At 68.2% G+C, this 24,442-nt stretch carries 27 protein-coding genes; 11 read left to right on the plus strand and 16 right to left on the minus strand.

Translation table 11 applies throughout. The features are described 5' to 3' along the window. From D3H34_RS03720 to D3H34_RS03730, 3 genes are all read right to left on the minus strand, one after another. The gene (locus D3H34_RS03720) at positions 1-2,085 is read right to left on the minus strand and encodes an esterase-like activity of phytase family protein (RefSeq protein WP_119552099.1); all 2,085 of its coding nucleotides are present in this window, start codon (positions 2,083-2,085) and stop codon (positions 1-3) included. A 142-nt stretch (positions 2,086-2,227) separates the two neighbouring features. Next, complete coding sequence (locus D3H34_RS03725; RefSeq protein WP_119552100.1) at positions 2,228-3,142, minus strand: hypothetical protein; 915 nt, start codon at positions 3,140-3,142, stop codon at positions 2,228-2,230. A 4-nt stretch (positions 3,143-3,146) separates the two neighbouring features. Further along, positions 3,147-4,070, minus strand: a complete 924-nt coding sequence (locus tag D3H34_RS03730) for a DMT family transporter (RefSeq protein WP_119552101.1) — start codon at positions 4,068-4,070, stop codon at positions 3,147-3,149. A 236-nt stretch (positions 4,071-4,306) separates the two neighbouring features. Between D3H34_RS03730 and D3H34_RS03735 the strand changes: the two genes are divergently transcribed. Together D3H34_RS03735 and D3H34_RS03740 are read left to right on the plus strand one after the other, a co-directional pair. Continuing rightward, positions 4,307-4,687: a tautomerase family protein gene (locus D3H34_RS03735; protein ID WP_119552102.1), complete on the plus strand. Its 381-nt coding sequence runs from the start codon at positions 4,307-4,309 to the stop codon at positions 4,685-4,687. Between the two features lie 17 nt (positions 4,688-4,704). After that, positions 4,705-5,343, plus strand: coding sequence for a DUF1294 domain-containing protein (locus D3H34_RS03740; protein ID WP_119552103.1), 639 nt, complete (start codon positions 4,705-4,707; stop codon positions 5,341-5,343). Between the two features lie 42 nt (positions 5,344-5,385). On the opposite strand, the gene D3H34_RS03745 is transcribed toward D3H34_RS03740, so the two are convergent. After that, complete coding sequence (locus D3H34_RS03745; protein ID WP_119552104.1) at positions 5,386-7,785, minus strand: YgiQ family radical SAM protein; 2,400 nt, start codon at positions 7,783-7,785, stop codon at positions 5,386-5,388. A 156-nt stretch (positions 7,786-7,941) separates the two neighbouring features. Here D3H34_RS03745 and D3H34_RS03750 point away from each other — a divergent pair, with 156 nt between their 5' ends. Further along, positions 7,942-8,895, plus strand: coding sequence for a bifunctional helix-turn-helix transcriptional regulator/GNAT family N-acetyltransferase (locus D3H34_RS03750; RefSeq protein ID WP_434057674.1), 954 nt, complete (start codon positions 7,942-7,944; stop codon positions 8,893-8,895). Positions 8,896-9,000: 105 nt separating this feature from the next. Here D3H34_RS03750 and D3H34_RS03755 read toward each other — a convergent pair whose 3' ends face one another. The 4 genes from D3H34_RS03755 to D3H34_RS03770 all read right to left on the minus strand — a co-directional run bounded on the left by D3H34_RS03755 (position 9,001) and on the right by D3H34_RS03770 (position 12,461). Next, positions 9,001-9,783, minus strand: a complete 783-nt coding sequence (locus D3H34_RS03755; RefSeq protein ID WP_119552106.1) for a 3-hydroxybutyrate dehydrogenase — start codon at positions 9,781-9,783, stop codon at positions 9,001-9,003. 41 nt (positions 9,784-9,824) lie between these two features. Then, positions 9,825-10,574, minus strand: coding sequence for an acetoacetate decarboxylase (locus D3H34_RS03760; protein WP_119552107.1), 750 nt, complete (start codon positions 10,572-10,574; stop codon positions 9,825-9,827). Positions 10,575-10,681: 107 nt separating this feature from the next. Further along, complete coding sequence (locus D3H34_RS03765; protein ID WP_434057677.1) at positions 10,682-11,812, minus strand: patatin-like phospholipase family protein; 1,131 nt, start codon at positions 11,810-11,812, stop codon at positions 10,682-10,684. 199 nt (positions 11,813-12,011) lie between these two features. Next, a complete protein-coding gene (locus tag D3H34_RS03770) occupies positions 12,012-12,461 on the minus strand; it encodes a CHRD domain-containing protein (RefSeq protein WP_119552109.1) in 450 nt (149 codons plus the stop codon). Between the two features lie 106 nt (positions 12,462-12,567). Between D3H34_RS03770 and D3H34_RS03775 the strand changes: the two genes are divergently transcribed. Beyond that, entirely contained in the window at positions 12,568-13,122 is a 555-nt protein-coding gene (locus tag D3H34_RS03775) for a DUF924 family protein (protein ID WP_119552110.1), read from the plus strand. Here the strand turns inward: D3H34_RS03775 and D3H34_RS03780 are convergent. Further along, positions 13,119-14,048, minus strand: coding sequence for a YihY/virulence factor BrkB family protein (locus tag D3H34_RS03780; protein ID WP_119552111.1), 930 nt, complete (start codon positions 14,046-14,048; stop codon positions 13,119-13,121). The genes D3H34_RS03775 and D3H34_RS03780 overlap by 4 nt on opposite strands. Positions 14,049-14,092: 44 nt before the next feature. Between D3H34_RS03780 and D3H34_RS03785 the strand changes: the two genes are divergently transcribed. Genes D3H34_RS03785 through D3H34_RS03795 form a run of 3 tightly spaced genes read left to right on the plus strand, consistent with a single transcriptional unit; the run spans position 14,093 to position 16,285 of the window. Beyond that, a complete protein-coding gene (locus D3H34_RS03785) occupies positions 14,093-14,683 on the plus strand; it encodes a chromate transporter (protein ID WP_119552112.1) in 591 nt (196 codons plus the stop codon). Further along, positions 14,680-15,279, plus strand: coding sequence for a chromate transporter (locus D3H34_RS03790; RefSeq protein ID WP_119552113.1), 600 nt, complete (start codon positions 14,680-14,682; stop codon positions 15,277-15,279). The genes D3H34_RS03785 and D3H34_RS03790 overlap by 4 nt, the downstream gene beginning before the upstream one ends. A 40-nt stretch (positions 15,280-15,319) precedes the next feature. Continuing rightward, entirely contained in the window at positions 15,320-16,285 is a 966-nt protein-coding gene (locus tag D3H34_RS03795; RefSeq protein ID WP_119552114.1) for an aldo/keto reductase, read from the plus strand. A 12-nt stretch (positions 16,286-16,297) separates the two neighbouring features. On the opposite strand, the gene D3H34_RS03800 is transcribed toward D3H34_RS03795, so the two are convergent. Continuing rightward, positions 16,298-16,819 carry a GNAT family N-acetyltransferase gene (locus tag D3H34_RS03800; protein ID WP_119552115.1) on the minus strand — a complete coding sequence of 174 codons (522 nt, stop codon included), beginning with the start codon at positions 16,817-16,819 and terminating at the stop codon, positions 16,298-16,300. Positions 16,820-16,882: 63 nt separating this feature from the next. On the opposite strand from D3H34_RS03800, the gene D3H34_RS03805 reads away from it, so the two are divergent. The 3 genes from D3H34_RS03805 to D3H34_RS03810 all read left to right on the plus strand — a co-directional run bounded on the left by D3H34_RS03805 (position 16,883) and on the right by D3H34_RS03810 (position 19,060). Beyond that, positions 16,883-17,470: a helix-turn-helix domain-containing protein gene (locus D3H34_RS03805; protein WP_119552116.1), complete on the plus strand. Its 588-nt coding sequence runs from the start codon at positions 16,883-16,885 to the stop codon at positions 17,468-17,470. 100 nt (positions 17,471-17,570) lie between these two features. Beyond that, complete coding sequence (locus tag D3H34_RS34160) at positions 17,571-17,741, plus strand: hypothetical protein (protein ID WP_013542089.1); 171 nt, start codon at positions 17,571-17,573, stop codon at positions 17,739-17,741. 206 nt (positions 17,742-17,947) lie between these two features. Beyond that, the gene (locus D3H34_RS03810) at positions 17,948-19,060 is read left to right on the plus strand and encodes an NAD(P)/FAD-dependent oxidoreductase (protein ID WP_350308471.1); all 1,113 of its coding nucleotides are present in this window, start codon (positions 17,948-17,950) and stop codon (positions 19,058-19,060) included. A gap of 15 nt (positions 19,061-19,075) precedes the next feature. On the opposite strand, the gene rlmB is transcribed toward D3H34_RS03810, so the two are convergent. From rlmB to D3H34_RS03830, 4 genes are read right to left on the minus strand one after another with little or no spacing between them, the layout of a single operon-like run. Continuing rightward, entirely contained in the window at positions 19,076-19,822 is a 747-nt protein-coding gene (rlmB, locus tag D3H34_RS03815; protein ID WP_119552118.1) for a 23S rRNA (guanosine(2251)-2'-O)-methyltransferase RlmB, read from the minus strand. Between the two features lie 33 nt (positions 19,823-19,855). Beyond that, positions 19,856-20,836 carry a hypothetical protein gene (locus D3H34_RS03820; protein WP_119552119.1) on the minus strand — a complete coding sequence of 327 codons (981 nt, stop codon included), beginning with the start codon at positions 20,834-20,836 and terminating at the stop codon, positions 19,856-19,858. Between the two features lie 4 nt (positions 20,837-20,840). Beyond that, on the minus strand, positions 20,841-21,353 hold the full coding sequence (locus D3H34_RS03825) for a ribosomal protein L7/L12 (protein ID WP_119552120.1): 513 nt from the start codon (positions 21,351-21,353) through the stop codon (positions 20,841-20,843). A 57-nt stretch (positions 21,354-21,410) separates the two neighbouring features. Next, positions 21,411-22,133 carry an ABC transporter ATP-binding protein gene (locus D3H34_RS03830; protein WP_119552121.1) on the minus strand — a complete coding sequence of 241 codons (723 nt, stop codon included), beginning with the start codon at positions 22,131-22,133 and terminating at the stop codon, positions 21,411-21,413. A gap of 36 nt (positions 22,134-22,169) precedes the next feature. Here D3H34_RS03830 and D3H34_RS03835 point away from each other — a divergent pair, with 36 nt between their 5' ends. Beyond that, positions 22,170-22,805, plus strand: a complete 636-nt coding sequence (locus D3H34_RS03835) for an arylesterase (protein ID WP_286185420.1) — start codon at positions 22,170-22,172, stop codon at positions 22,803-22,805. An 83-nt stretch (positions 22,806-22,888) separates the two neighbouring features. On the opposite strand, the gene D3H34_RS03840 is transcribed toward D3H34_RS03835, so the two are convergent. Together D3H34_RS03840 and D3H34_RS03845 are read right to left on the minus strand one after the other, a co-directional pair. Next, positions 22,889-23,092, minus strand: a complete 204-nt coding sequence (locus tag D3H34_RS03840; protein WP_119552122.1) for a hypothetical protein — start codon at positions 23,090-23,092, stop codon at positions 22,889-22,891. Between the two features lie 104 nt (positions 23,093-23,196). Next, positions 23,197-24,390 carry a PLP-dependent transferase gene (locus tag D3H34_RS03845; RefSeq protein WP_119552123.1) on the minus strand — a complete coding sequence of 398 codons (1,194 nt, stop codon included), beginning with the start codon at positions 24,388-24,390 and terminating at the stop codon, positions 23,197-23,199. Positions 24,391-24,442 lie beyond the last annotated feature (52 nt).

Raw genomic sequence — 24,442 nt, forward strand, 5'->3', positions numbered from 1 at the left:
TCAGGAGGCCGGCAGGCGCAGCTCGCTCAGCTTGCGATCGAGCTTGATGAGCCAGATGCGCGTCGGGCGCTCCAGGTCGGAGCCGCGCGTGATGCGCGCGCCGGTCACGCCCGCCGGGCACTTGCTAAGCACACCCTTCACATCGACCTCGCAATCCTCGACGCTGCCGGCCACCGTCTTGCCTGCACCGTCGAACAGGATGGTGCCCAGGCCGAAGTCGTTGTCGTTCACCAGCGCCAGGGTCTGGTCGTCGACGAGGGTCAGGCCTTCGGCCTTCTCGGCCAGCCAGCCCAGCGTGTTGAGGTCGAGCAGCTCGGTCTTGCGCATCGTCACCACGGTCGAATAGTCGACGCCATTCGACGGTGCCTGCGTGATGCTGCTGATCTCGAGGTTGTGGTTGAACTCCGGGGCGGCGATGTTCGTCGCATTGGCCGGTAGCTCCACCAGCATCAGCTTGTTGAACACCTTGCCATCGCTCTTGCGCGCGCCCTGCTCGATGACGATGAAGCGGCCGTTGCCCAGGCTCACCATGTCGCCGAGCTTGGCGTTGCCGGTGCGGTCCTTGTCGTACTGGCTGCCGTCGATCGGGTAGGCGTAGAGCTTCGAGGTCTCGGTGGCCGGGTCGAACGCGAGCCAGCGCGTGAACTTGGCGATGTGGCGCACGTCGGTGTTGCTGCCGCCCGGCGGCTTGGCCTTGATCGACTTGCCATTGCCGTCGCGCGGATCGATCGGGCTTTGCAGGAAGCCGTGCAGCACGCCGCTGGCCACGTCGAGCGTCAGGCCTTCCATGCCGCGGTTGGGGCGGCGCTGGGCCAGCACCGCCGGCAGGTCGGCGGCGCCGGGACCGGGCGCGTACTTCTTCTCGACCACGCCGGTGGCGATGTTCAGGCGGGCGATGAAGGGGCCGTACTCGTCGCTGGTCCACAGCACGTTGCGCGCCTTGTCGAGCACCAGGGTCTCGGGGTCGAGGCCGTTGGCGTCGAAGCCGGCCTTGGCTTCGTTGAACACGTAGCTGTCGGTCAGCGGGGTTTCGCCGGTCGAGCCCACACCCGAGCGCGGCGGCAGGCCGGTGATCTTGGTGTTGGCGTCGCGCTTGAGCGGCACGCTGGTGCTGAGCACCGCGCCGGTCTTGCCCACGCGCACGATGCCGAAGCTCGGCGCAAACGATGGCGCCGGGAACACCTTGCTGATGCTGGTGACACCGTCGCCGCCGCCGGGCACGGGTGCGGTCGGGCCATCGCCGTTCGGGCCACGGTCGGTGATGGCGTAGAACTCGAGCGCGCCGTCGTCCGCCTTGCCCTTGAACGCCAGGCCCGAACCGTAGGCCGGCAGGAAGCCCTCGGGAAAGTCGGCCTTGATCTGCGTGTTGTCGCCCTCGTAGGGCACGTGGAAGCCGGCGTCGGCCTGCAGCTGGTAGCGCGTGACGCCGATGCCGATCGTGCCGAGCTGGTTGGTCTGCGTCGACGCCTCGGTGACCGGTGCGGCCAGGCGCGAGGCCAGCGTGTCCTCGAAATGTTCGCGGGCCAGCATGCGGCGGTTCGAGTCGACCATGCGGGCATTGTAGGGAGCGGGCAGCGCGGCCAGAACGGCATTGAGCGCGGTGTGGAAGGCGTCGGCCGAGGCGTTGAAATCGAGCGCGCCGGCCGTCAACGCAGCCTTGAGCGCGGGCGTCAGGCGGATGCCGTTGGCGGGGTCGCGGTCCTCGTCGAAGCTCTGCAGCGCGAGCAGGCGGTTGACCACGGCGTCGGCCTTCACGTCGCTGCCGCCGGCCAGGGTCAGCGGGGTGATCGCGTCGCCGCATGCGGCGCTGCCCAGGGCCAAGGCGCCGACGCTGAAGGTGACGGTCTCGCCGTCCTTGCAGCTGAATTCGCCCTTGGCGTTGGTGGCGGCCTTGGCGGCGCTGCCGGCCACGTAGTCGAGGCCCTCGACCGCGGCATCGAGGAAGGTGCCGGTCTTCGACTGTGCAGCGGGCGGGTTGGTCGTGCCGCCGCCGGCCACGGGGAACGCCCAGCCGCCCCCGCCGCCATTGCCGCCGCCGCAGGCGGTCAGCACCGCACCAGCGCCCACGAGCGCCAGCCATCCCATCCTCGATCCTCTTGTTGTCTTGCGCATTGCCTGTTGTCCTTGTGATGCGCCCGCGCAAAGGCGCAAGCCCCGGCGATTAGTGCCGAGGCAGATGACAAGCCCGTGAAATTGCAACCGAAAGGTTGCGCTGGCCGGCGCTTTCTCAGCGACCGTTGCCGTCGCGCTGGCGGTCTTCGCGCTTGACCGCGAGGTAGGTGTCGAGATCGACCTCGTGCAGCTGACGCGGGTAGCGCTCGGCCGAGGCGAACCAGTAGCGCTGACGGCGCTCGGCCGGCTCGTTGCTGCCGGTCGCGAGGTAGGCATCGAGCGTCAGGAAGTAGCGCATCGCGTTGCGCTCCACCAGCCCGCGCAGGCCTCGGATGTACTCGGGCTGGCCATCGGCGCCCTTGCCCACCACGGTGAAGCCCACCTTGCTGGCGCCGAACGTGGCCAGGTAGGCCTGCGTGGCCAGGCGCACCATCGTGTTGTGGTCGTAGCCGTAGCTGAAGTGCAGGAAGGTCTTGCGCTCGTCGAGCGCCACCGCTTCGAGCCGCACGCGGTAGTTGCTGGTGCCGAACGGACCGCTGCTGGCCGACATCTCGACCTGCAGAAGCTCGGACGTGGCGCTGACCACGCGGTAGACGAAGGGCAGCTCGAAGGCCTGGTCGACCGGCTTGTCGTAGCGGCGCACCACGAACAGCGTGAGCGTCTCCTTGCCCTGCGGCGAGGTGCTGACGCGGCAACGCCGGTTGTTGATGTGCAGGGTGAGCAGCTCGCACCACTGGTCCGAGCCCTTGAGCGCGGCGCTGACCTTCGACAGCGGGTGTTCGACCACGGCGTAGATGTCGCCCTCCAGGCCGCCGGGCGTCTCGGTGGAGTCGAGCTGCACGGGGCGCCCGAAGCGGCTCTGGTCGAGCTTGTCGCTGAGCTTCTGGTGCTCGGCGCGCAAGGCCTGGGCACCCGCCGGCGCGGAGGCCTCGGGCGCGGCAGCCTGAGCGAGCATTGACGCACCGCACCATGCGGCCATGGCCAGGATGCGCTTCCACGAAACCGGCACGGGGGGCGAACTGCTCGTCATGGGGCTACACCATACCCCGGTTCCGCCGCACCAGCAGCAGCATCGCGCCCGCCAGCAGCGCCGCGCCCACCCATTGGTGCGGCGCCATCGGCTGGGCCAGCCACAGCGCCGCAAGCCACGCCGCCACCAGCGGCTCGATCAGCGTGCCCACCACCGCCGCCGTCGGCGACAGCCGCCGTGCGCCCCAGGCAAAGGCCAGATAGGCCACCGAGGTGGTCGCCACGCCGGTGTAGCCTGCGCCCAACCATTGGGCCGTGCCCACGGGCCAGGTGATGCCGCCAGCGGCCCACGCCACGCCGAGCATGCACAGCGCCGCGGCGCTCATGCCCCAGGCAGAGGCGGTGACGGCCGGCACCCGCACCGGCATGCGCGCGTTGCCCAGCACCACCAGCGCGTAGCAGACCGCCGAGCCGAAGGACCACGCCAATCCTGCGCCGTAGCCTGCCGGCAAGGCGCCCCAGCCGGCGGCCGGCCACACCAGCAGCAACACGCCCGCCAGCGCCAGCACGAGGCCCCCGAGCAGCCGCGCGCCGAAGGGTTCATAGCCGCGCAGCACCGACACGCAGGCCACGATCAGCGGTGCGCAGCAGATCGAGATCACCGTCGGCAGCGCGGCGCCCAGGTGCGCGATGCCCGCGAACCAGCAGCTCACGTTGAGCGCCATCGCAGCGCCGGTGCCGACGACGTGGCCCTGCTCGCGGCGTGTCAGGTGGCGCCACCCGGCATCAGCGGCCGGCGAGCGCCGGGTCGCCTGCCAGTGCAGCCACCACAGCAGCGGCATGCCCAGCGCAAAGCGCGCGAGCGACAGGCTGTGCGGCGCAATGCCGCCATCGATCAGGAATTGCGCCACCAGCGCACCGCCGCCCCAGAGCACGCCGGCCAGCAGCACGCCGCCCCAGGCCAGGACGGCCGTTGTTCTTGCATTCATTGAGAGTTCTCCATAGCGCCCGCCATGGCTGGCCGATCGATCCACGATCGGCATCAAGAAGCGGGCATGACCATCCGAGCCGCCGGCCGGCCTCGAGGGCACGAACGGCGGCGACCACTTGCGGTCTGAGCGCGGCGCGAAACGCGCGCGTCAGTTGCGAGCGACGGAGGGAGGAGAACAGTGACGGGCCATGTGGCGTATCTTAGGCCCCCACACTTTCCAACAAGGAACAGCACATGCCACTCGTGCGGATCGAGCTTTCCAGCGACAGCCCCGAAACCCTGGGCCCGGCCATCGGGGACCTCGTCTACCAGGTCATGCGGGACACCATCAACGTGCCGGAGCACGACAAGTTCCAGGTCATCACGCGGCATGCCCCGCACGAACTGGTGCATCCGGCGAGCTACCTTGGCGTCGCGTACTCGCCGGGCTTCGTGCTGATCCAGATCACGCTGAACCAGGGACGAACCACGGACATGAAGAAGGCCTTCTACCGCCGTGTGGCCGACGATCTGCACGCCCAACTGGGCATCCGGCGCGAGGACGTGTTCATCAACCTCGTCGAGGTGTCGAAGGAAAACTGGTCCTTCGGGAATGGGGAAATGCAATACGCCTAGCGGCGAGAATCCCGTCGATGAAACGCCAAGGCACGCTCGTTCGATGGGAGAAGGACCGGGGCTTCGGCTTCATCCGCTCTCCTGAAGTTTCCGCCGATGTGTTCGTGCACCTGCGCGACTTCGCCGATCGGAGCGCCGCGCCGCAGGTCGGCATGAAGCTGAGCTTCGAGGAGATCCATGTGGGCGGCAAGGGGCCGCGGGCCATGGCCGTGGTGGCCGCGGCCTCAGCGAATGCTGCGCCTCGCGCGTCGCCACGCGCGCAGCCGCGCCGGCCTTCGGGTCGCAGCACGGCCGGCACGCCGTGGGGCGCATGGCTGATCGTGATCTACGCTGCCGGCCTGGGCGCCGCTGTCTGGCTGGGTCGCCTGCCGCTGTACGTGCCGGCCGTCGTCGCGGGGCTGAGCCTGCTCACCTTCGTGGCCTACGCGCTCGACAAGAGCGCGGCACAGGCCGGTCGCTGGCGTACCCAGGAAAGTACGCTGCACCTGCTCGCGCTGGTGGGTGGCTGGCCCGGTGCGTGGTGCGCGCAGCGGCTGCTGCGGCACAAGTCGAGCAAGGCGAGCTTCCTGGGGAGGTTCTACGCCACGGTCGCGCTGCACTGCGCGGCGCTGCTGGCGTGGGTGTTCTGGCTGTCGAAGCACGCGGCCTTCGCCTGACGAATCCAGGCCGGCCACGCGCGTTCAGCGCGTCACAGTGCCTCAGCGCACCTTGCGCGAAGGCTTGTTGACCGGCTTGCCGCCGCCCTTGTTGCCCGTGCCCGCACCGTTGTCGCGCGGCGGCAGGCCGGTGTGCTGCGTGAGGATGCGGCCCTTCGAGGGCTTCACCGGTGCCAGCCGGACCGGGGCCTTCGCAGCCACCGGCGCGGAGGTCGAATTCTTGCGCCGCGCGCTCGTGTAGCCGCCATCGGTCAGCGGCTGCCAGGTCGGGATCAGGTGATGCTTGCCGTTGCCGATGAGGTCGGCGCGGCCCATGCTCTTGAGCGCTTCACGCAGCAGCGGCCAGTTGTTGGCGTCGTGGTAGCGCAGGAAGGCCTTGTGCAGACGGCGGCGCTTGTCGCCGCGCACGATGTCCACCGTCTCGCTTTCGCGCGTGATCTTGCGCAGCGGGTTCTTGTTGGTGTGATACATCGTCGTCGCCGTGGCCATGGGCGACGGGTAGAAGGTCTGCACCTGGTCGGCGCGAAAGCCGTTCTTCTTGAGCCAGATCGCGAGGTTCATCATGTCCTCGTCGCTGGTGCCCGGGTGCGCGGCAATGAAGTACGGAATGAGGTACTGCTTCTTGCCCGCCTCGGCCGAGTACTTCTCGAACATCTGCTTGAACTTGTCGTAGCTGCCGATGCCGGGCTTCATCATCTTGGTGAGCGGGCCCTGCTCGGTGTGCTCGGGCGCGATCTTCAGGTAGCCGCCGACGTGGTGCTGCACCAGTTCCTTCACGTACTCGGGCGACTGCACGGCCAGGTCGTAGCGCAGGCCGGAGCCGATCAGGATCTTCTTGATGCCCTTGAGTGCCCGCGCGCGGCGGTAGATCTTGATGAGCGGGTCGTGGTTGGTGCCCAGGTTCGGGCAGATGCCCGGGTACACGCAGCTGGGCTTGCGGCACGCCGCCTCGATCGCGGGGCTCTTGCAGCCCAGGCGGTACATGTTGGCCGTGGGGCCGCCGAGGTCGGAGATGGTGCCGGTGAAGCCGCTGACCGAATCGCGGATGGCCTCGACCTCCTTGATGATCGAGTCTTCAGAGCGGCTCTGGATGATGCGGCCCTCGTGCTCGGTGATCGAGCAGAAGGTGCAGCCGCCGAAGCAGCCGCGCATGATGTTCACGCTGAAGCGGATCATTTCCCACGCGGGAATCTTGGTCGCGCCGTCGTGGCTGCCGTTCTCGTCGGCGTAGCGCGGATGCGGGCTGCGCGCATACGGCAGGTCGAACACGTGGTCCATTTCGGCCGTGGTGAGCGGAATGGGCGGCGGGTTGATCCACACGTCGCGCGCCGTGGCGCCTTCGCCGTGTGCCTGCACCAGCGCGCGGGCATTGCCGGGGTTCGTCTCCAGGTGCAGCACGCGGTTAGCGTGCGCGTAGAGCACCGGGTCGCTGCGCACCTGTTCGTAGGCCGGCAGGCGGATCACCGAACGATCGCGCGGCGGCACGCTGATCTTGCCCCGGCTTTGCAGCGCGGGGTCGGGCACGAAGTTCAGCGGCTTGATGGCGGGGTTGACGACCGAGCCGGCCGCGGAGCCCGCGGCTTCGGCGGCCTTGGCGACAGCTTCGGCCTCGTCTTCCTTGGCACAGGTGGCGCCGTTGGCCTTGGCCTGGTCGGACACCATCAGGTACGGGTTGACGTGCGCCTCGACGCGGCCGGGCTCGTCGACGCTGGTGGAGTTGATTTCGAACCAGCCGTCGGGTGTTTCGCGCCGCACATAGGCGGTGCCGCGCACGTCGGTGATCTGCTGCACCGGCTCCTTGGCGGCCAGGCGATGCGCGATCTCGACGATGGCGCGCTCGGCGTTGCCGTACAGCAGCAGGTCGCACTTGGCGTCGACCACGATAGAGCGGCGCACCTTGTCCGACCAGTAGTCGTAGTGCGCGATGCGGCGCAGCGAGCCTTCGATGCCGCCGAGGATGATCGGCACGTCGTTCCAGGCTTCCTTGCAGCGCTGCGAATACACGATGGCCGCACGGTCGGGCCGCGCGCCGCCGACGTCGCCGGGGGTGTAGGCGTCGTCGCTGCGGATCTTCCGGTCCGCCGTGTAGCGGTTGATCATCGAATCCATGTTGCCGGCCGTGACGCCGAAGAACAGGTTCGGCTTGCCCAGCGCCTTGAAGGGCTCGGCGCTCTGCCAGTCGGGCTGCGCGATGATGCCCACGCGAAAGCCCTGCGCCTCGAGCATGCGGCCGATCACCGACATGCCGAAGCTGGGATGGTCGACGTAAGCATCGCCCGTGACCACGATGATGTCGCAGCTGTCCCAGCCGAGCGCATCCATCTCCTTGCGCGAGGTCGGCAGGAACTTGGCCGTGCCGAAACGGGCCGCCCAGTACTTGCGGTAGCTGGTCAGCGGCTTGGCGGCACGCGCGAAAAAGGAGACGTCGACGGGGGCGTTCATCGGTGGGAGTGGACAGCGCTTCGGTGGCGCCGTGAAGGGCAACCCTTGATTTTAGGGTTTTCCATCATGTCTGTCGCCTCCGGCAGCCAGTGCCCCGGGATCGACAAGGCCACCAATTGATTGCCAAAGTCAATCAATCAAATGACAATGGCAACCATGAACGCATCTGCCACCGCCTCCGCCAGCCCCGTCGACCCGTCCGCCGTCAAGGCCATCCGCCAGTTCAACCGCTTCTACACCCGGCGCATCGGCGCTCTCGACCCCTACCTGGACAGCGACATGTCGCTGACCGACGTGCGCGTGCTCTACGAGCTGGCGCACCGCGAAACCCCCGTCGCCAGCGAGATCGGGCGCGACCTGGGCTTCGACGCGGGCTACCTGAGCCGCATCCTGCGCCGCTTCGAAACCCAGGGCTGGCTCACGCGCGAGCCGCACGCCCGGGACGCGCGCCAGAGCGTGCTGCGCCTGACCGAGGCCGGGCACGCCGCATTTGCGCCGTTGCAACAGAAATCGCGCGACGAAGCCGCCGCCCTGCTCGCCGCGCTGCCGCCGGCGCAGCAAAGCCAGCTGGTGCAGGCCATGGGCACCGTGCAATCGCTGCTCGATCCGGCCACGCCGCCGGCCCGGCCCCAGGCCGTCGTGCTGCGCGACCCGGCGCCCGGCGACATCGGCTGGGTGGTGCAGCAGCACGGCGAGCTGTATGCACGCGAATACGGCTGGGACCATCGCTTCGAGGCGCTCGTGGCGGGCATCGCGAGCGAGTTCCTGCTCAAGTTCCAGCCCGAGTGGGAGCGCTGCTGGATCGCAGAACTCAATGGCGAGCGGGTGGGTGCGATCTTCGTGGTGCGCAAGTCGGCCACCGTGGCGCAGCTGCGCATGCTGATCCTCTCGCCCGCCGCGCGCGGACTGGGCCTGGGCGGGCGCCTCGTGGACGAGTGCATCGCCTTCGCGCGCCGCAAGGGCTACAAGAAGATGACGCTGTGGACCAACACCTGCCTCGTCGCCGCGCGCAGCATCTATGCCAAGCGGGGGTTCCAGCTCACGCATTCGGAGCCGCATGAGGGCTATGGCCAGCCGCAGGTCGGTGAGACCTGGGAGTTGAAGCTCTGAGGCCAGGAACACCACGGAACCGGCTTTGCCGGGCCGTTGGTGTTGCCCCCGGCACGGGGTTGGCGAAGCGACACGAAGTGCGCGCAGCCTGGGGGCGAGCAACAACTACTGCATGAACCAGCCGTGACTCACGACAAGCGACTGGCCGGTGAGCGCATTCGTCGGGAACCCTGCGAACAGCAGCGCCACGCGCGCCACGTCTTCCGTGGTCGTGAACTCACCATCCACCGTTTCCTTCAGCATCACGTTCTTGATGACTTCCTGCTCGCTGATGCCCAGCGTCTTGGCCTGCTCGGGAATCTGCTTCTCGACCAGCGGCGTGCGCACGAAGCCGGGGCAGATCACGTTGGCGCGCACGCCGTGCTTCGCGCCTTCCTTGGCGACCGTCTTGGCCAGCCCGATGAGGCCGTGCTTGGCCGTCACGTACGGCGCCTTCAGCAGCGATGCCTCCTTCGAGTGCACCGAGCCCATGTAGATCACGCTGCCGCCGCGGCCTTGCGCGTACATGTGCTTCAGGCACGCCTTCGTGGTGAGAAACGCACCGTCGAGGTGGATCGCGAGCATCTTCTTCCAGTCGGCGAAGCTGAACTCTTCCACCGGATGCACGATCTGGATGCCGGCGTTGCTGATGAGGATGTCGATGCCGCCGAAGGCCTTGGCGCCCTCTTCCACCGACGCGTTGACCTGGTCTTCGTTCGTCACGTCGACGCCCACGCCGATGGCCTGCGCGCCCGAGGCCTTCAGCTCGGCGGCCGTGGCGTCGGCCGCTTCCTTGTTGAGGTCTGCAATGATGATCTTCGCGCCTTCCTGTGCGAAGAGGATGGCGATTTCCTTGCCGATGCCGCTGGCCGAGCCGGTGATGTAGGCGACCTTGTCCTTGAGTTGCATGGTGAAGTCCTTGAGGTTGGGTTGAAAAGTGACAGCAAGAATCAGGCGAGATAGTCGTGCTCGACCGTGCCCAGCGCGAGCGTCATGTCCGCGATGTAGTGCACCGCCGACTCGACCTTCAGCACCGGCAGGTCCGCCACCGGTGCCAGCGCATGCGGATGCAGTTCGAGCGAGGCCGGCGCCGTCCACGCGCCGTGCAGCGTCACGTCGACCATGTGATAGCGCACCAGCTCGCAGATGCGGGCCGTGCCGTCGACGTGCGGAATGATCTTGAGCAGGAAGTTGGGCTGCGCAATGCCCGCGAGGATCGGCGCCGGGTCGAGCGCGCGGTGCTTGAAGCCCATCGTGGCCTTGGCCACGCGCACCTTGCCGTAGTCGAGCGTGCCGACGATCACGTCGGTCTCGTAGTCGAGCGACGGCGAAGCCAGCTTCTTCGGAAAGCCCCACAGCTCGCGGCCACCGGCAATGGGCGGATGGTCGTTCAGGTACATCGCGTGCACGTACGCGCCCTTCTCCACGCCCCGGGCCGTGCGCAGTTGCACCGGAATGACCTGCCCCGATTCGGTGTAGTCGCCGAAGCCGGTGGAGTCCGGCATGCGGATGAATTCGTACTTGACCAGCGGCTCGACCACTTCGAGCGGCTCGGGCACCACGGCGCGCAACGCGTCCATGTCGGTGCGGTAGGTGACGATGAGAAATTCGCGACGCGTGAAACGATAGGGTCCGGGCGGAAACGCCGGGCTGGTCAACGGCATCGCGAAGGCCGTTCGTCGCACATCTTCAATGTTCATGAAAACATTTCCTCCTGTTGAAGCGAAGTGACGACCCAGTCTGGCGCTGGTTTCTTAGCTGAAGCTGAATCGCCACCGCGCGTGGCGAGCGGCTGCGGCAGCGAGACTCAGCGCGTCAGCCCCGGCCGCTTGATGCGCCCCGTACCCGGCTCGCCGAGGTCGAAGGTAGTCACGCCGTTCACCGTGGCATCGGCGCGCAGCGTCTCGGGGTGCGAGAGCGTCTTGCGCATGTCGCGCACGCCCGACTCCCAGTGCTCTTCGACCGCCGCGCGCGAGAACTCGTAGTCCTTCGATTCGAGCTCGTACGACTTGTCGCGGTAGATCAGGTGAAAGATGTCGATCGGCTCGTGCGTGAGCTGCGCCTGCACCTCGGCCACGCTCGGGTCCTTGCGCAAGCCCGGGGGCAGCTTGGCGATCAGGTCGGCAATGGCCTGCTGCAGGTTCATGTTGGCCGCCAACGCGTCGGTGTTCATGCGCGTGCGGCTCGAATAGGTGATGTCCTTCTGGCGCTCCATCACGCCCGACAGCGTCTGCGGCATCTCGCCGCGTGCGTTGAACAGGTCGACCTGCAGCACCACCAGCGCCTCGGAACGCGGATGGGTGTCGAGCACGTACTGCAGCGGCGTGTTCGACACGATGCCGCCGTCCCAGTAGTCGTCACCGTCGATGTGCACCGGCGCGAAGCCCGGAGGCAGCGCACCGCTGGCCATGATGTGCTCGGGGCCGATGCGCTGGCGCGTGTTGTCGAAGTACACCGAGTTGCCGGTGCGCACGTTCACGGCGCCCACGCTGAAACGGGCTTCGCAGGCATTGATGCGGTCGAAGTCGATCAGCCGCTCCAGCGTGGCCTTGAGCGGCGAGGTGTCGTAGTAGCTCAGGAGCGGCGCGGCGCCGCCCATCAGCAGGGCCGGCGAATAGCGCGGCTCGAAGAAGCCCGGAATGCCGACCAACGACGCCATGGTGGCACTCCACTGGTTCTGCGTGGCGCGATCACCCAGCCACGACGGCAGGCGCTGCGCCGGTCCTGAAGACACCAGGTGCCAGAACTCGCGCAGCCGGTCGACCCGCTGCGCGGGTGCATTGCCGGCGATGAGCGCCGCGTTGATGGCACCGATCGACACGCCCGCGATCCAGTGCGGCTGCAGATCGGTTTCGCTCAGCGCGGCATACACGCCCGCCTGGTAGGCCCCAAGCGCACCGCCGCCCTGCAGCACCAGCGCCTTGCGGGCGCCGCGCATGTCTTCGCGGCGGGCGATGAACGGATGGGGCGGAGCGGCAGAGGAAGCGGAAGCGGAAGCGGAAGAAGCAGAAGAAGAGGCAGTAGCGGTGGCGGCGCGAGGCTTTTTCTTGGGTGTCGTCGTCATGCGGTCATTGGACACCAGCCTCGCGACAGCTACCTGACCTGGGGCCTTTTCGCGTCTTCAGCCCGGACGAATCTCACATCTTGGGCAGCATCTGCCCGCGGATCTCGCCGCCCGGGTTGGCCGCCGTGTGGATGTTGGCGTACCACTTGCCGGCCACGAGGTCGGCCGCCTGCGCCGGTGTGAGCGTGGCCTGCCCTTCGATCGGGCTGGCCGCGTTGGCAAAGGGCAGCACCACGCCGGCATTCGCACCCGCGGCAGCCGGGCCATGGAAGTGAGCCGCCGTGGCCGGGCCGCTCAGCCCGTTGTAGGTGATCTTGTACTTGAGCACGTTGGTGTCGCGGTTGAGCCAGGCCTCGGCCATGCCGCTGCCGCGCGTCATGTTGGGCGGGACCTCGCTGGCCGCGTTCATCGCGCCGCTGAAGCTCGCGACGTTCGACTTCGACATCATTCCGCAACCGGCCAATGCGGCGGCTGCCAGGCCGGCGACGAGGGCGGTGCGCCAGAGTGTGCGAGTGCTGTTCATGGTCGTTGTCTCCTGTGGAGGTAAAACATTCAGCATAGGCAGGCGGCGCCTGCGGCCTTGTCGGCCAGCGCCCCTTCTTCGCACGCCTGTGCAAGAGAATGCAACGATGACGTCCGACAACACACTCCCCTCCGCGCACGACGTGGTCGCCTTCTGGCGCAATGCCGGCCCCGAGCGCTGGTTCGCCAAAAGCGATGCCTTCGACGCCGACTGCATCGCCACGCTGGCCCACGCCCACCAGGCCGCGGCCAGCGGCCGGCTCGACCACTGGGCCGACACCGGCGAAGGCGCACTGGCCTTGCTGGTGCTGCTCGACCAGTTCCCGCGCAACGCCTGGCGCCAGAACCCGCACATGCTCGCCACCGACGGCCTCGCGCTGGCCGTGGCGCGCCGCGCCGTCGAGGCCGGCTTCGACCGGCAGGCCGAGGCCTCGCTGCAGCGCTTCTTCTATCTGCCCTTCATGCACTCGGAAGTGCTGGCCGAGCAGGAACGCTCGGTCGAACTCAACGCCACGCAGGACGCCAACACGCAGCACTTCGCGGTGCTGCATCGCGACATCGTGGCCCGCTTCGGGCGCTTTCCGCACCGCAACCGGATGCTCGGGCGCACGTCCACGCCCGAGGAGCAGCAGTTTCTCGACGACGGCGGTTTCGCCGGCTAGGCGGCATCGACGTGCGCGGGCAGCGGCACGTCGCGCGTCGGTGAGGCATGGCCGGCCGGTTCACCGGCGGCATCCTTCATCGAGCCGTAGGTGCGCGCGTAGACCCAGGTGAACTCGGCGCCCAGCAGGAAGATCTGCGCCGAGTAGTACACCCACACCAGCACCACCACCAGCGAGCCGGCCGCGCCGTAGCCCGAAGCCACGCTGCTCTTGCCGATGTACAGGCCGATGAGGTGCTTGCCCACGGTGAACAGCAGCGCCGTGACGGCCGCGCCCACCCACACGTCGCGCCACTGCACCTTGGCGCGCGGCATGATCTTGTAGATCATCGCGAAGATCACGGTCACCATCGCGAAGCTGAACACGAAGTTCACCACCTGCGCCAGCGTGGCCCAGGCACCGAACATCGGCGACCACCACTTGCCCAGCGCCGCCAGGGCCGCGCTCGCCACCAGCGACACCATCAGCAGGAAGCCAATGCCCATGATCATGCTGAACGAGAGCAGCCGCACGCGCAGCATGTTGAAGATGCCCTTGTTGCGGGTGCGCGCGGGGGCGCGCCAGATGCGATCGAGCGCGTCCTGCAGTTCGCCGAAGACGGTGGTCGCGCCCACCACCAGCAGGCCGATGCCGACCACCGTGGCCACGATGCCCTCGGTCGGCTTGTTGACGGCCTTCAGCATGCCCTGCACCGCCGCCGCGCCCTGCTCGCCCATCAGGCCCGAGAGCTGCGCGAAGATCTCGCCGCGCGCGGCCTCCTGCCCGAAGACGAGGCCCGCCACCGCGATCACGATCAGCAGCAGCGGCGCGATCGAGAACACCGTGTAGTAGGCCAGCGCCGCGCCCATGCTCGGGGCGTAGTCGTTGGACCAGGAGGCGAAGGCTCGTCGGCAGAGATCGAAGAGTGCGCGCAGTTGCATAAGCATGGAATGTTCCTCGGGGACGACCCGCCTACGATAATCGCATCCACATGCATCCGTCCCCTTCTGGCGCGGCCGCGCCGCCCGACCACCCGCAGCCCGCGTCGCCACGCGACCTTTTTGTTTCATTCACCTGGCTTGCACTGCAGGGCTTCGGCGGCGTGCTCGCCATCGTGCAGCGCGAGATGGTCGAGAAGAAGAAGTGGCTCACGCCCGACCAGTTCCTCGAGGACTGGGCCGTGGCCCAGGTGATGCCGGGGCCCAACGTGATCAACCTCGCGCTGATGATCGGCGACCGCTACTTCGGCCTGCGCGGCGCCGTTGCCGCGGTGGCGGGCATGCTCACCGTGCCGCTCTTCGTGATCCTGGCGCTGGCCGTGCTCTACGCGCACTACGCCGCCAACCCGCAGGTGGCGGCCGCGCTGCGCGGCATGGGCGCGGTGTCGGGTGGGCTCATCGCCGCCACGGGCATCAAGCTGATCCCGCAACTGCGCAAGCACCCGCTGGGCTTCGCCACCTGCCTGGTGTTCGTGGCATTGGTGTTCGCGGCCATCGCGCTCCTGAAGATTCCGCTGGGGTGGGTGTTGCTCGCGGTGGGCGGCGTGGCCTGCGTGTGGACCTGGAAGCGGATTGCGCCATGACCATTGCGATGCAATGGCACGACTGGTTGGGGCTTTTCGGCCAGTACCTCTTGCTGTCGCTGCTGTCGATCAGCGGCGCGATCACCACGGTGCCCGACATGCACCGCTACCTCGTGGCCCAGCATGGCTGGCTCACCGAGGCGCAGTTCACTTCCTCGGTCGCCATCGCCCAGGCCGCGCCCGGGCCCAACGTGCTGTTCGTCGCGCTGATGGGCTGGAATGTCGGGCTCAACGCGGGCGGCGGCATCGGCGCCGGGCCCATGGCCTGGCTGCTCGGCTTCTTCGGCCTGCTGGTCACCATGGTCGGCATCATGCTGCCCAGCACCACCCTCACTTATTTCGCCACGCGCTGGGGCCATCGCAACCGCACCCGCCGCGAGGTGCGCGCCTTCAAGCAGGGCATGGCGCCAGTGGTGGTCGGACTGCTCATTGCCACCGGCTGGGTGCTGGCGGGCGGCAACCAGTCGGCCGGGGTGCCGGCCTGGCACCTGTGGCTGCTCAGCGGCGTGGCCGCGCTGGTGGTCTGGCGCACGCGCATCCACCTGCTGTGGCTGCTGGGCTGCGGCGCGGCGCTGGGCGCGGTAGGCTTCGTCTGAGCCCTCTTCTGTTTTCCCTTTCCTTCAGGAGCCCTCTGTCATGTCGCAACTTCGTCCGCTCGGTCGCTCCGGCCTTCGCGTGTCTCCCCTCGCCTTCGGCGGCAACGTGTTCGGCTGGACCGTCGACGAGGCGGCCTCGTTCAAGCTGCTCGACGCCTGGCTCGACGCCGGCTTCAACTTCGTCGACACGGCCGACGTCTACTCGGCCTGGGTGCCGGGCCATGTCGGCGGCGAGTCGGAGACGATCATCGGCAAGTGGCTCAAGCAAAGCGGCAAGCGCAACCGCGTGGTGCTGGCCACCAAGGTCGGCAAGCCGATGGGCGAAGGCAAGGTGGGCCTGGCACCGAAGTACATCCGCGAGGCGGTCGATGCGTCGCTCAAGCGCCTGCAGACCGACTACATCGACCTGTACCAGTCGCACGACGACGATGCGAACACGCCGCTCGAAGACACGCTGGGCACTTTCGACGCGCTCATCAAGGAGGGCAAGGTGCGCGCCATCGGCGCCTCGAACTACACCGCGCCGCGGCTGGCCGAGGCGCTCGACGTGTCGGAGCGCCTGGGCATCGCACGCTACGAGAGCCTGCAGCCGCTGTACAACCTGTACGACCGCGCGGTGTTCGAAGACGAACTGGAGCCGCTGTGCATCCAGCGCGAAGTGGGCGTGATCAACTTCTACGCGCTGGCGGCGGGCTTTCTCACCGGCAAGTACCGCACCGAGGCCGATGCGGCCAAGAGCGCGCGCGGCGCCAACACCACGAAGAAGTACCTCAACCCGCGCGGCCTGCGCATCCTCGATGCGCTCGACAAGGTGGCCCAGCAGTACAACGCCAAGCCCGGCCAGGTCGCCATCGCATGGCAGATCGCACGGCCCGGCGTGACCGCCCCGATCGCCAGCGCCACCTCACTGGCGCAGCTCGAAGAGTTGGTGGTGGCCACGCAGCTCAAGCTCGATGCGGGCACCATCGCCATGCTCGACCGGGCCAGCGCCGAAACGCCAGCCTGAGCGGCCTGAGCTTCAACCGTCGACCGGGGTCAGCGGCGTCGCCAGGATGCGCTGGTAGAACGCCACGTCGAGCCAGCGGCCGAACTTGAAGCCGGCCTGCCGCACGGTGCCTGAGTGCGTGAAGCCCAGGCGCTCGTGCAGCGCGATGCTCCCGGCGTTCGAGGCGTCGATGGCACCGACCATCACGTGCACTTCGCGCGCCATGGCCTCCGCAACGATCGCCTCCATCAGCGTGCGGCCCAGGCCCTCGCCTCGGTGCGCGGCATCGACGTACACCGAGTGCTCCACCGTGTACTTGTAGGCGGGAAAGGCGCGGAACGTGCCGTAGCTCGCGAAACCCAGCAGCTTGCCGCTCTCGTCCTCCGCGCCGATCACCGGGAATCCGCTGGCGCGCTTCGTGGCAAACCACGTCACCATGTTCTCGGCCGTGCGCGGCTTGTAGTCGTACAGCGCGGTGGAGTTGACGATGGCCTCGTTCAGGATCGCCAGGATGGCGGCTGAATGGGCTTCTTCGGTGCAGGCGATGAGACGCATGGTGTTGCTCTGTCGTTCAATATAAGAGAATAATAATCTCATATGGGAAACACCGCATCCTCCATGCCGTCCACCTTGTCGGCGGCACCGGCCGACGGCCACATCGACACGCTCATCGCCACCCGGCTGCTGGCGCTGCGCCAGGCCCGCGGGCTCAGCCTGGCCGAGCTGGCCGAGCTGTCGGGGGTCAGCAAGGCCATGATCTCGAAGGTGGAACGTGTGCAAAGCAGCCCCACGGCGGTGCTGCTGGGCCGGCTGGCCGCAGGGCTGGGCGTGTCGCTGGCGCAGCTTCTCACCGAGGAGAAGGAAGACCCCCAGCGACTGCGTACGAAAGGCCAGCAGGACGTCTGGCGCGACCCCGAAGCGGGCTACCTGCGCCGCCAGGTCGCCGAGCGCGGTGCGGAGGGCGGCGTGGAGCTGGTCGAGATCGAGCTGCCGCGCGCGGCGCAGGTCGGCTACCCGCGATGGAGCGGCAAGCCCTACCGTCAGTGCCTGTGGATGCTCGAGGGCGCGCTGCGGGTGGACTACGGCGACGAAAGCTTCGAGCTCGCCCCGGGCGACTGCCTCGACTACGGCGTGGATCGGCCGCTGATGTTCAGGGCGCTGGGCCCCACGGCTTGCCGCTATCTGCTGGTCTCAGGTCGCGACTAGCGCGGTAGGCTCGCTCCCACACGCAGAGGCGGTCCAGGCCGGTGCGAGGCGCGGGGCCGCCCGGGATACTGCCAAGCATCTCAGCTTTGGAGGACTCCCCATGTCTTTTGCGCTTTACATGATCGGCTTCCTGATCTTCCTGGGCGGCGTTGCCTGGGGTGCCTCGGTGGCCGGCGTGCCCACGCTCTACATCGGCATCGGTGCGCTGATCCTGCTGGGCATCGGCATCTTCAGCGCGGTGGGGCGCACGCGCAGCAAAGATCCATCTTGAGCGTGCCGGTCTGAAAGCCCCTTCACACAGGCTTCACGCCCGGCGCACATGGCGTCGCTAACTTCGCAGCCGCACCGCACCCCGCGGTGCGCATTGCAAGTCAGCCGCCCATGCACGCCTCTTCCGCTTCTTCTTTCAGTCTCTTCACCCCACGTTCTCCGCGTGCCCCTTCGTCGCCGGCCACGCCCTGCCCCGCACCAGCCTTCGTGACCGACACCGGTCCGGCCAGCACCCAGGTCGACCTGCTCGTCATCGGCGCGAGCTTCGCGGGGCTGGCCTGTGCGCGCGCCGCCGCCAAGGCCGGTCTCAGCGTGATGGTGCTCGAGAAGAAAACCGCCGCCGGGGCCAAGCTGCACACCACCGGGATCATCGTCAAGGACGCGGTCGACAGCGTGCCCTGGCTGGCCGAAGTACCGCCCGCGCTGGTGCGCCGCATCGAGGGCGTGCGGCTCTACGCACCCGACATGCACCACGTCGACCTGCACGCGCCGGGCTACTGGTTCTGGGCCACCGACGCGCCCGCGCTGCTCGACTGGATGGTGGACTCCACCCGGGCCTGCGGCGTCGAGGTGCGCCTGGGCACGCTGTTCGAACAGGCGCTGTGGGTGAACGGCCGGTGGGAGGTGCCGGTGGCACAGGGCCCGTGCATCCGCGCGACCTACCTCGTCGGCGCCGACGGCCCGCACTCGCGCGTCGCCAAGGCCCTGGGCCTGTCGCGCAACACGCGATTCCTCTACGGCGTGGAACACGAGTACCAGGGCGCGCGCATGGCGCCCGACCTGCTGCATTGCTTCATCGATCGCCAGCTCGCGCCGGGCTACATCGGCTGGGCGCTCGACGGTGTCGGTGTGAGCCAGATCGGGCTGGCACGCCGCATGGGGCGCCACGATGCAGGCGCACTGCGGCTCGACCCGCTGCTGCGCAAGATCGCTCCCGTGGTGTCCCCCGGCGAGGCGCCGCCGGTCGCCGTGCGCGCCGGGATGATCCCCTGCGGCGGCGTGCTGCCGGTAGTGGCCCGCGAACGGGCGTTGCTGGTGGGCGATGCGGCCGGCATGGTGTCGCCCGTGACCGCCGGCGGCATTCACACGGCGCTGCAGCACGGCGAGCGCGCGGGCGAGGCCGTGGCGCGCTTCGTGCGCGGCGAGGCGGACGACCCGGCCACGTGGTTCGTGCGCGGCTACCCGCGCTTTCTGGCGAAGCGGCTGCTGCGCTGGGGCTTCGACCACTTCCAGAGCGACTGGATGTTCAACCGCCTGCTCGGCACGGCGCCCATGCGGCGCGCGGCGGAGCTGGTGTATTTCCACCGCAAGGGGCGCTGAGGCCCCGACAGCCAATCAGGCGCTGCGCTGGCGCAGGGCCTCGTAGAGGCACACGCCGCTGGCCACCGAGACGTTCAGGCTCTCGACCGCGCCGGCCATGGGGATGCTCACCAGCTCGTCGCAGGTCTTGCGCGTGAGTTGGCGCATGCCCTCGCCCTCGGCGCCCAGCACCAATGCCAGCGGACGCTTGAAGTCGCTCTGGTAGATGGTGCCCGGTGCGTCGTCGCTGGTGCCCACGCACCAGATGTCGCGCTCCTTGAGTTCGTTCAGAGTGCGTGCCAGGTTGGTCACCATGAAGTACGGCATCGTCTCGGCCGCGCCACTGGCCACCTTGGCCACGGTCGCATTGATGCCGGCCGCATGGTCCTTGGGTGCGATCACCGCATGGGCTCCAGCACCGTCGGCCACGCGCAGGCAGGCGCCGAGGTTGTGCGGATCGGTCACGCCGTCGAGCACCAGCAGCAGGGGCACGGTGCCGGCCTCTTCGAGGCCTTCGAGCAACTCGTCGAGCGATCGCACCTGCGCGACGGGTTCGACGCGCGCCACCACGCCCTGATGGCCGTGGCTGCCGCTGAGCTTGGACAGCCGCAGACCGTCGGCTTCGACCAGCCGGACACCGGCCTCTTGGGCGCGCGCGATGAACTGCTTCATGCGCGCATCGCGCCGGCTGGCGTCGAACATCACTTCGAGCACCGATTTCGGCGCGGTCTTGATGCGCACGCCCACGGCATGGAAGCCGAAGATCACTTTGGGGGAAGACATATGCCGATTATCGAGGGCGCGGCGCCCTCGCCCTCAGGCCAGCGGGAATCCGCTGGTGGCGCCGGCGCGTTCGTCGTGCAGTTCCTGCACCGCCAGGGCGTTCAGGTGCACCTTCATCGTGTTGCCCACGCTCTCCAGATACTCGCAGGCAGCGTACCCCTTGGCCGCACTTTCGTAGCGCGCGACCCAGGCGTCGCGCGCGGGCAGCCGGTCGGGCGACACCGGCCAGACACCCGGGCGCGGCCGCAGGTGCTCGCCGATGCCTACGCGCCAGGGCTTGGCGCTCAGGCGTGCGCGAAAGCAGTTCTGGTTGCGACACATGCGCGCGTAGACCTTGTCGGCACCCAGCACCTGGAAAGCGTCGACCACGGCGGGATCGGACGGCGCGAAGACATCGTGCATCGCCAGCACCCGCAGGCCCGCCGGCGTGCGGTACAGCCGCAGGTGCCAGTCGGGATGCTGGTGGATGAAGCGCTCGATGCGCCCCCGTACTGCCTGCAGCGGGTCCTTCGGCGCCGGCGCCACCTTGACCTTGTCCACGCGGATGCGCCAGAGACCGAAAGCCAGCACCGCGACAAAGGTGACCAGCACCGCGATCCACGATTTGACGGCGTAGGCGGCCACGATCGCGCCGATCAGCGCGGCGCCGATCACCGAGAACAGCGGCGACCCGTTGGGGCCCTCCTCGAAATCGACATCGACGAACAGCACGTCCGGCGTGTTGAGGCAGCGCGCGCCGTAGCCATTGCGGGTGATGACGCTGTCGCCCTGGCGTTCGACGATTTCCTCGCGGATCGGCACGCCGTCGGCGCCGTTGTAGGCCCGCTTGGGCTCGCGTCGCTCCAGCTTTTCACCACGGACCACGCGGTCGAAGGCTTCGCGGGTACGCTGGTCGGCATGCGCCTGCGCGGCGAGCGGGCTGTCGTCGGACCAGCCGAAGCGGCGCACGGTGACCTGGTCGCCGGCCACCCGCTCCTGGATGCGGCCCTCGGCCCAGAACTTGGGGACGATCACGCGGTCAGGCCCCCTTGAAGTACGACCACGCCAGCGCCGCGAGCAGCAGCACCACGACCAGCGGCAGCCACTTGAAACCGCCACCCGACACCCGGCCGGGCTCGGCCATCGGGTTCGCCGGTGCACTCGACGGCGGGCGCTCGAAGCCGCCGGCGGCGGGATTCTGGTGCGCCTCGACCAGTTGCTTGGCTTCGGCCAGGCCCAGGCCGGTGGCCTCGCGTGTGAGGCGCACGGCCTCGATCTTCTGACCCCGCGCAAGAGCCGCGAGCGCGGCGGCCGGCACCGCGGCGAGCCCGTTGCCCGGCATGTCCCCGGCTTCGGCGTCGCTCCGGCCCCAGTCGCCTTCCTGCCAGTCCGCAGGCGCACCTGCTGCGCCCGCGCCGCTGTTGGCGTAGCGCTCGACGGCTTCCTTGGACGACTTGAGGTCCATGCCGGTGCGCTCGCGCACGATCTTGATGGCCTCGATCAGGTTGCCGCGCTCCAGCGCGTCGATGGCTTCGGGGGGAAGCTGGGTCATGAACTCTCCTCGTGTTCAGGGGGCACCGCGGGGGCCGGGCGCTGTTTCTTGACGGGCTCAAGCCGCTTGCGCGACGGTCGATTCTGGCGTTTTTTCGTTGAGGGCCACGCGCCCGGCCTCGATGGTGATGCGACGCTCGCACTGCGAGGCGATGCTGCGGTCGTGCGTGACCAGCACCAGCGTGGTTCCCAATTCGCGGTTCAGGTCGAACATCAGCTTCATGACCTGCTCGCCGGTGGCGAAGTCGAGGCTGCCGGTGGGTTCGTCGGCCAGCAGCAGGGCCGGCTGGACCACGAAGGCTCGCGCCAGCGCCACGCGCTGCTGCTCCCCGCCCGACAGCACCTTGGGGTAATGGCCCAGGCGTTGGCCGAGGCCGACGCGCCCGAGCATCTCGGCGGCCGCCTTGCGCGCGTCCTTGCGGTTGGCCAGCTCCAGCGGCAGCATGACGTTCTCGAGGGCGCTCAGGTTGCCCAGCAGCTGGAAGCTCTGGAACACGAAGCCCACGCGCTGGGCGCGCAGGGCGGCGCGCTCGTCCTCGTCGATGGCGAAAATGTCGTCGCCCGCCAGCTTCACCGTGCCGCGCGTGGGCGTGTCCAGTCCGGCGATGATCGACAGCAAGGTGCTCTTGCCGGAGCCCGAAGCGCCGACGATGGCGGCGGTTTCCCGCGCGCCCAGGGTGAAATGGATGTCCTGCAGAATGTCCAGCGTGCCGGCCGAGTCGGTGACGGACTTGAAGACATGCTCGACGGCGACAATGGCATCAGACGGGGGTTGGGACATGAAAGGCTTTTCGTTTTGAATCGACGTGACTTTATCTTGACCACCGCCGCGCTCGGCAGCGCGGGGGCATGGACGGGTGCTGCGGCCCAGGCACCAGCAGCATCGGCGGGCAAGCCGGTGATCCTGGTGCTCGGTGATTCGCTGAGCGCAGAGTACGGCCTCAAGCGCGGCGAAGGCTGGGTACCCTTGCTGGAAAAAAGGCTTGCACAGCAGAAGATCGCAGCCTCGGTGGTCAACGCCAGCATCAGCGGCGACACCAGCTCCGGCGGACGCGCCCGCTTCCCCGCCCTGCTGACGCAGCACAAGCCCACCCACGTGGTGCTGGAACTGGGCGCCAACGACGCCCTGCGTGGCCTTCCGCTCACGAACACCGAAGACAACCTGCTGCAGATCACCAAGGCCGCGCAGGCTGCGGGCGCCCGGGTGCTGATCGTCGGCATCCAGGTGCCGCCGAACTACGGCGGCGACTACACGCGGCGCTTCGAGGCCGTGTTCGCGAAGGTGGCTGGCGCGACCAAGTCGGCGCTGGTGCCTTTCCTGCTCAAGGGCGTGGCCGATGCGCCCGACGCCATGACGCTGTTCCAGGCCGACCGCATCCACCCGACCGCCGCGGCGCAGCCGCAGATCCTGGACAACGTCTGGCTGGAGTTGCGCAAGCTGCTGCCTAAATAACCATCCGGTACCCGCAAAGAAAAAGCCGCCGCAGACCTTCGCCTGCAGCGGCTTTTGTGTTCCCGGACTCCGGGATCGGGAGATCACCCGTTCTTGGTCGGCAACTCGGGCACCGTGGGGGGATCGTGTTCGAGCGATGCCACGTCGGTCTCCGGGTCTCCGGGGGCCAGCCCGTCGCTGCTCGGGTTGAGCTTGCGGTTCGCCTTCTCCCGGAGCTTGTCTTCCTTCTTTTTCTTCTTGGCCAGCTCTTTCTGGCGCTTCTCGTAGCCGTAATTGGGTGTTGCCACTGCTTCTCCTTCAGGCGAGGCAGTCAGGGTGACTGCGCTGCGGCCTACTGTAAGCGATAACGGTGCACTCCCGGCCCGGCAGCGGCCCGGACCTGGCGCTTTGCTTACATCTGCGCCAGGGCCTGTTGCAGGTCGGCACGCAGGTCGTCCACGTCCTCCAGGCCGACCGAAAAACGCACCAGCGTGCCCTTGTAGGGCCAGCGGGCGACGCTGTTGTCGCGCATCAGGCCGATGTCGTAGGGCACGACGAGGCTGATAGGACCGCCCCACGAATAGCCCAGGCGGAAGAGCTTCAGGCTGTCGCAGAAGCGATCAACCTGCTCGGTGCTGAAGCGCTCGTCGAACACCACCGAGAAAAGGCCCGCAGCCAGATCGGTAGCGCCACACAGCGCGCGCCAATTGCCGTGGCCCGGCGAATCCTCCAGCGCAGGATGCAGCACCTGGGCGATCTCCTCGCAGCCGCTGAGCCAGCCGGCCAGTTCGCGCGCCGCGCGGTCATGCGCGGCATAGCGCAGCGCCATGCTCGGCAGCGAGCGCAGCAGCGTTTCCACGTCGCCCACGCCGATGCCGAAGCCGGTGCGCATGTGGGTGAGTTTGAGCGCGCGGTGCAGCCGTTCGTCGCGCGTGACCACGCTGCCCATCAGCACGTCGCCGCCGCCGCTCGGGTATTTGGTGAGCGCATGCACCGACACATCGACGCCCTGCCCGCTGCCGTTGAAATCGAAAGGAGCGAAGGCCAGGCCCGCGCCCCAGGTGTTGTCGAGCGCGGTCATCACGCCGCGCTCGCGGCAGACTTCGGCCAGGGCCGGCAGGTTGGGGAATTCCATCGTCACCGAGCCGGCCGCCTCGAGCCACACCAGCCGCGTGCGGTGCGAGAGCTTGGCTTCCAGGTCGGACGGATTCATCGCGTCGTACAAACGATGCGTGATGCCGAAGTTCGCGAGCTCACCGGTGGCCAGTGCCTTGGTGGGGCCGTAGGCGTTGTCGGGAATGAGCACCTCGTCGCCGGTCTTGAGGAACGCGAACGAGACCAGCGAGATCGCGGCCAGCCCGCTGGGCACCAGCAGGCACTCGGTGCCGCCTTCGAGCGTGGCCAGGCGTTCTTCGAGCGTGAAGGTGGTGGGCGTGCCGTGCAGGCCGTAGGTGTAGCCGGCCTTGGTCTTCCAGTCGCGCGCGCGCATGGCGGCGACGTCGGCGAAGAACACGGTGGAGGCCTTGAACACGCCGGGCTGCGGCGCGGCGAAGGTGTCCGGCGGCGTGTAGGGATGATGGATCAGGGTCGTGGAAGGCTTGCTCATGTGCCGATGCTAGCGCCCCGCGAGGAACCCTCGGTGGTCGTGACATTCTCCG

The organism is Acidovorax cavernicola (assembly GCF_003581445.1).

What these genes read in the sequence shown, in the direction of transcription:
- D3H34_RS03720 (WP_119552099.1), bottom strand. Translation starts at nt 2,085, where the DNA reads ATGGGATGGCTGGCGCTCGTGGGCGCTGGTGCGGTGCTGACCGCCTGC.
- D3H34_RS03725 (WP_119552100.1), bottom strand. Translation starts at nt 3,142, where the DNA reads ATGACGAGCAGTTCGCCCCCCGTGCCGGTTTCGTGGAAGCGCATCCTG.
- D3H34_RS03730 (WP_119552101.1), bottom strand. Translation starts at nt 4,070, where the DNA reads ATGAATGCAAGAACAACGGCCGTCCTGGCCTGGGGCGGCGTGCTGCTG.
- D3H34_RS03735 (WP_119552102.1), top strand. Translation starts at nt 4,307, where the DNA reads ATGCCACTCGTGCGGATCGAGCTTTCCAGCGACAGCCCCGAAACCCTG.
- D3H34_RS03740 (WP_119552103.1), top strand. Translation starts at nt 4,705, where the DNA reads ATGAAACGCCAAGGCACGCTCGTTCGATGGGAGAAGGACCGGGGCTTC.
- D3H34_RS03745 (WP_119552104.1), bottom strand. Translation starts at nt 7,785, where the DNA reads ATGAACGCCCCCGTCGACGTCTCCTTTTTCGCGCGTGCCGCCAAGCCG.
- D3H34_RS03750 (WP_434057674.1), top strand. Translation starts at nt 7,942, where the DNA reads ATGAACGCATCTGCCACCGCCTCCGCCAGCCCCGTCGACCCGTCCGCC.
- D3H34_RS03755 (WP_119552106.1), bottom strand. Translation starts at nt 9,783, where the DNA reads ATGCAACTCAAGGACAAGGTCGCCTACATCACCGGCTCGGCCAGCGGC.
- D3H34_RS03760 (WP_119552107.1), bottom strand. Translation starts at nt 10,574, where the DNA reads ATGAACATTGAAGATGTGCGACGAACGGCCTTCGCGATGCCGTTGACC.
- D3H34_RS03765 (WP_434057677.1), bottom strand. Translation starts at nt 11,812, where the DNA reads ATGCGCGGCGCCCGCAAGGCGCTGGTGCTGCAGGGCGGCGGTGCGCTT.
- D3H34_RS03770 (WP_119552109.1), bottom strand. Translation starts at nt 12,461, where the DNA reads ATGAACAGCACTCGCACACTCTGGCGCACCGCCCTCGTCGCCGGCCTG.
- D3H34_RS03775 (WP_119552110.1), top strand. Translation starts at nt 12,568, where the DNA reads ATGACGTCCGACAACACACTCCCCTCCGCGCACGACGTGGTCGCCTTC.
- D3H34_RS03780 (WP_119552111.1), bottom strand. Translation starts at nt 14,048, where the DNA reads ATGCTTATGCAACTGCGCGCACTCTTCGATCTCTGCCGACGAGCCTTC.
- D3H34_RS03785 (WP_119552112.1), top strand. Translation starts at nt 14,093, where the DNA reads ATGCATCCGTCCCCTTCTGGCGCGGCCGCGCCGCCCGACCACCCGCAG.
- D3H34_RS03790 (WP_119552113.1), top strand. Translation starts at nt 14,680, where the DNA reads ATGACCATTGCGATGCAATGGCACGACTGGTTGGGGCTTTTCGGCCAG.
- D3H34_RS03795 (WP_119552114.1), top strand. Translation starts at nt 15,320, where the DNA reads ATGTCGCAACTTCGTCCGCTCGGTCGCTCCGGCCTTCGCGTGTCTCCC.
- D3H34_RS03800 (WP_119552115.1), bottom strand. Translation starts at nt 16,819, where the DNA reads ATGCGTCTCATCGCCTGCACCGAAGAAGCCCATTCAGCCGCCATCCTG.
- D3H34_RS03805 (WP_119552116.1), top strand. Translation starts at nt 16,883, where the DNA reads ATGCCGTCCACCTTGTCGGCGGCACCGGCCGACGGCCACATCGACACG.
- D3H34_RS34160 (WP_013542089.1), top strand. Translation starts at nt 17,571, where the DNA reads ATGTCTTTTGCGCTTTACATGATCGGCTTCCTGATCTTCCTGGGCGGC.
- rlmB (WP_119552118.1), bottom strand. Translation starts at nt 19,822, where the DNA reads ATGTCTTCCCCCAAAGTGATCTTCGGCTTCCATGCCGTGGGCGTGCGC.
- D3H34_RS03825 (WP_119552120.1), bottom strand. Translation starts at nt 21,353, where the DNA reads ATGACCCAGCTTCCCCCCGAAGCCATCGACGCGCTGGAGCGCGGCAAC.
- D3H34_RS03830 (WP_119552121.1), bottom strand. Translation starts at nt 22,133, where the DNA reads ATGTCCCAACCCCCGTCTGATGCCATTGTCGCCGTCGAGCATGTCTTC.
- D3H34_RS03845 (WP_119552123.1), bottom strand. Translation starts at nt 24,390, where the DNA reads ATGAGCAAGCCTTCCACGACCCTGATCCATCATCCCTACACGCCGCCG.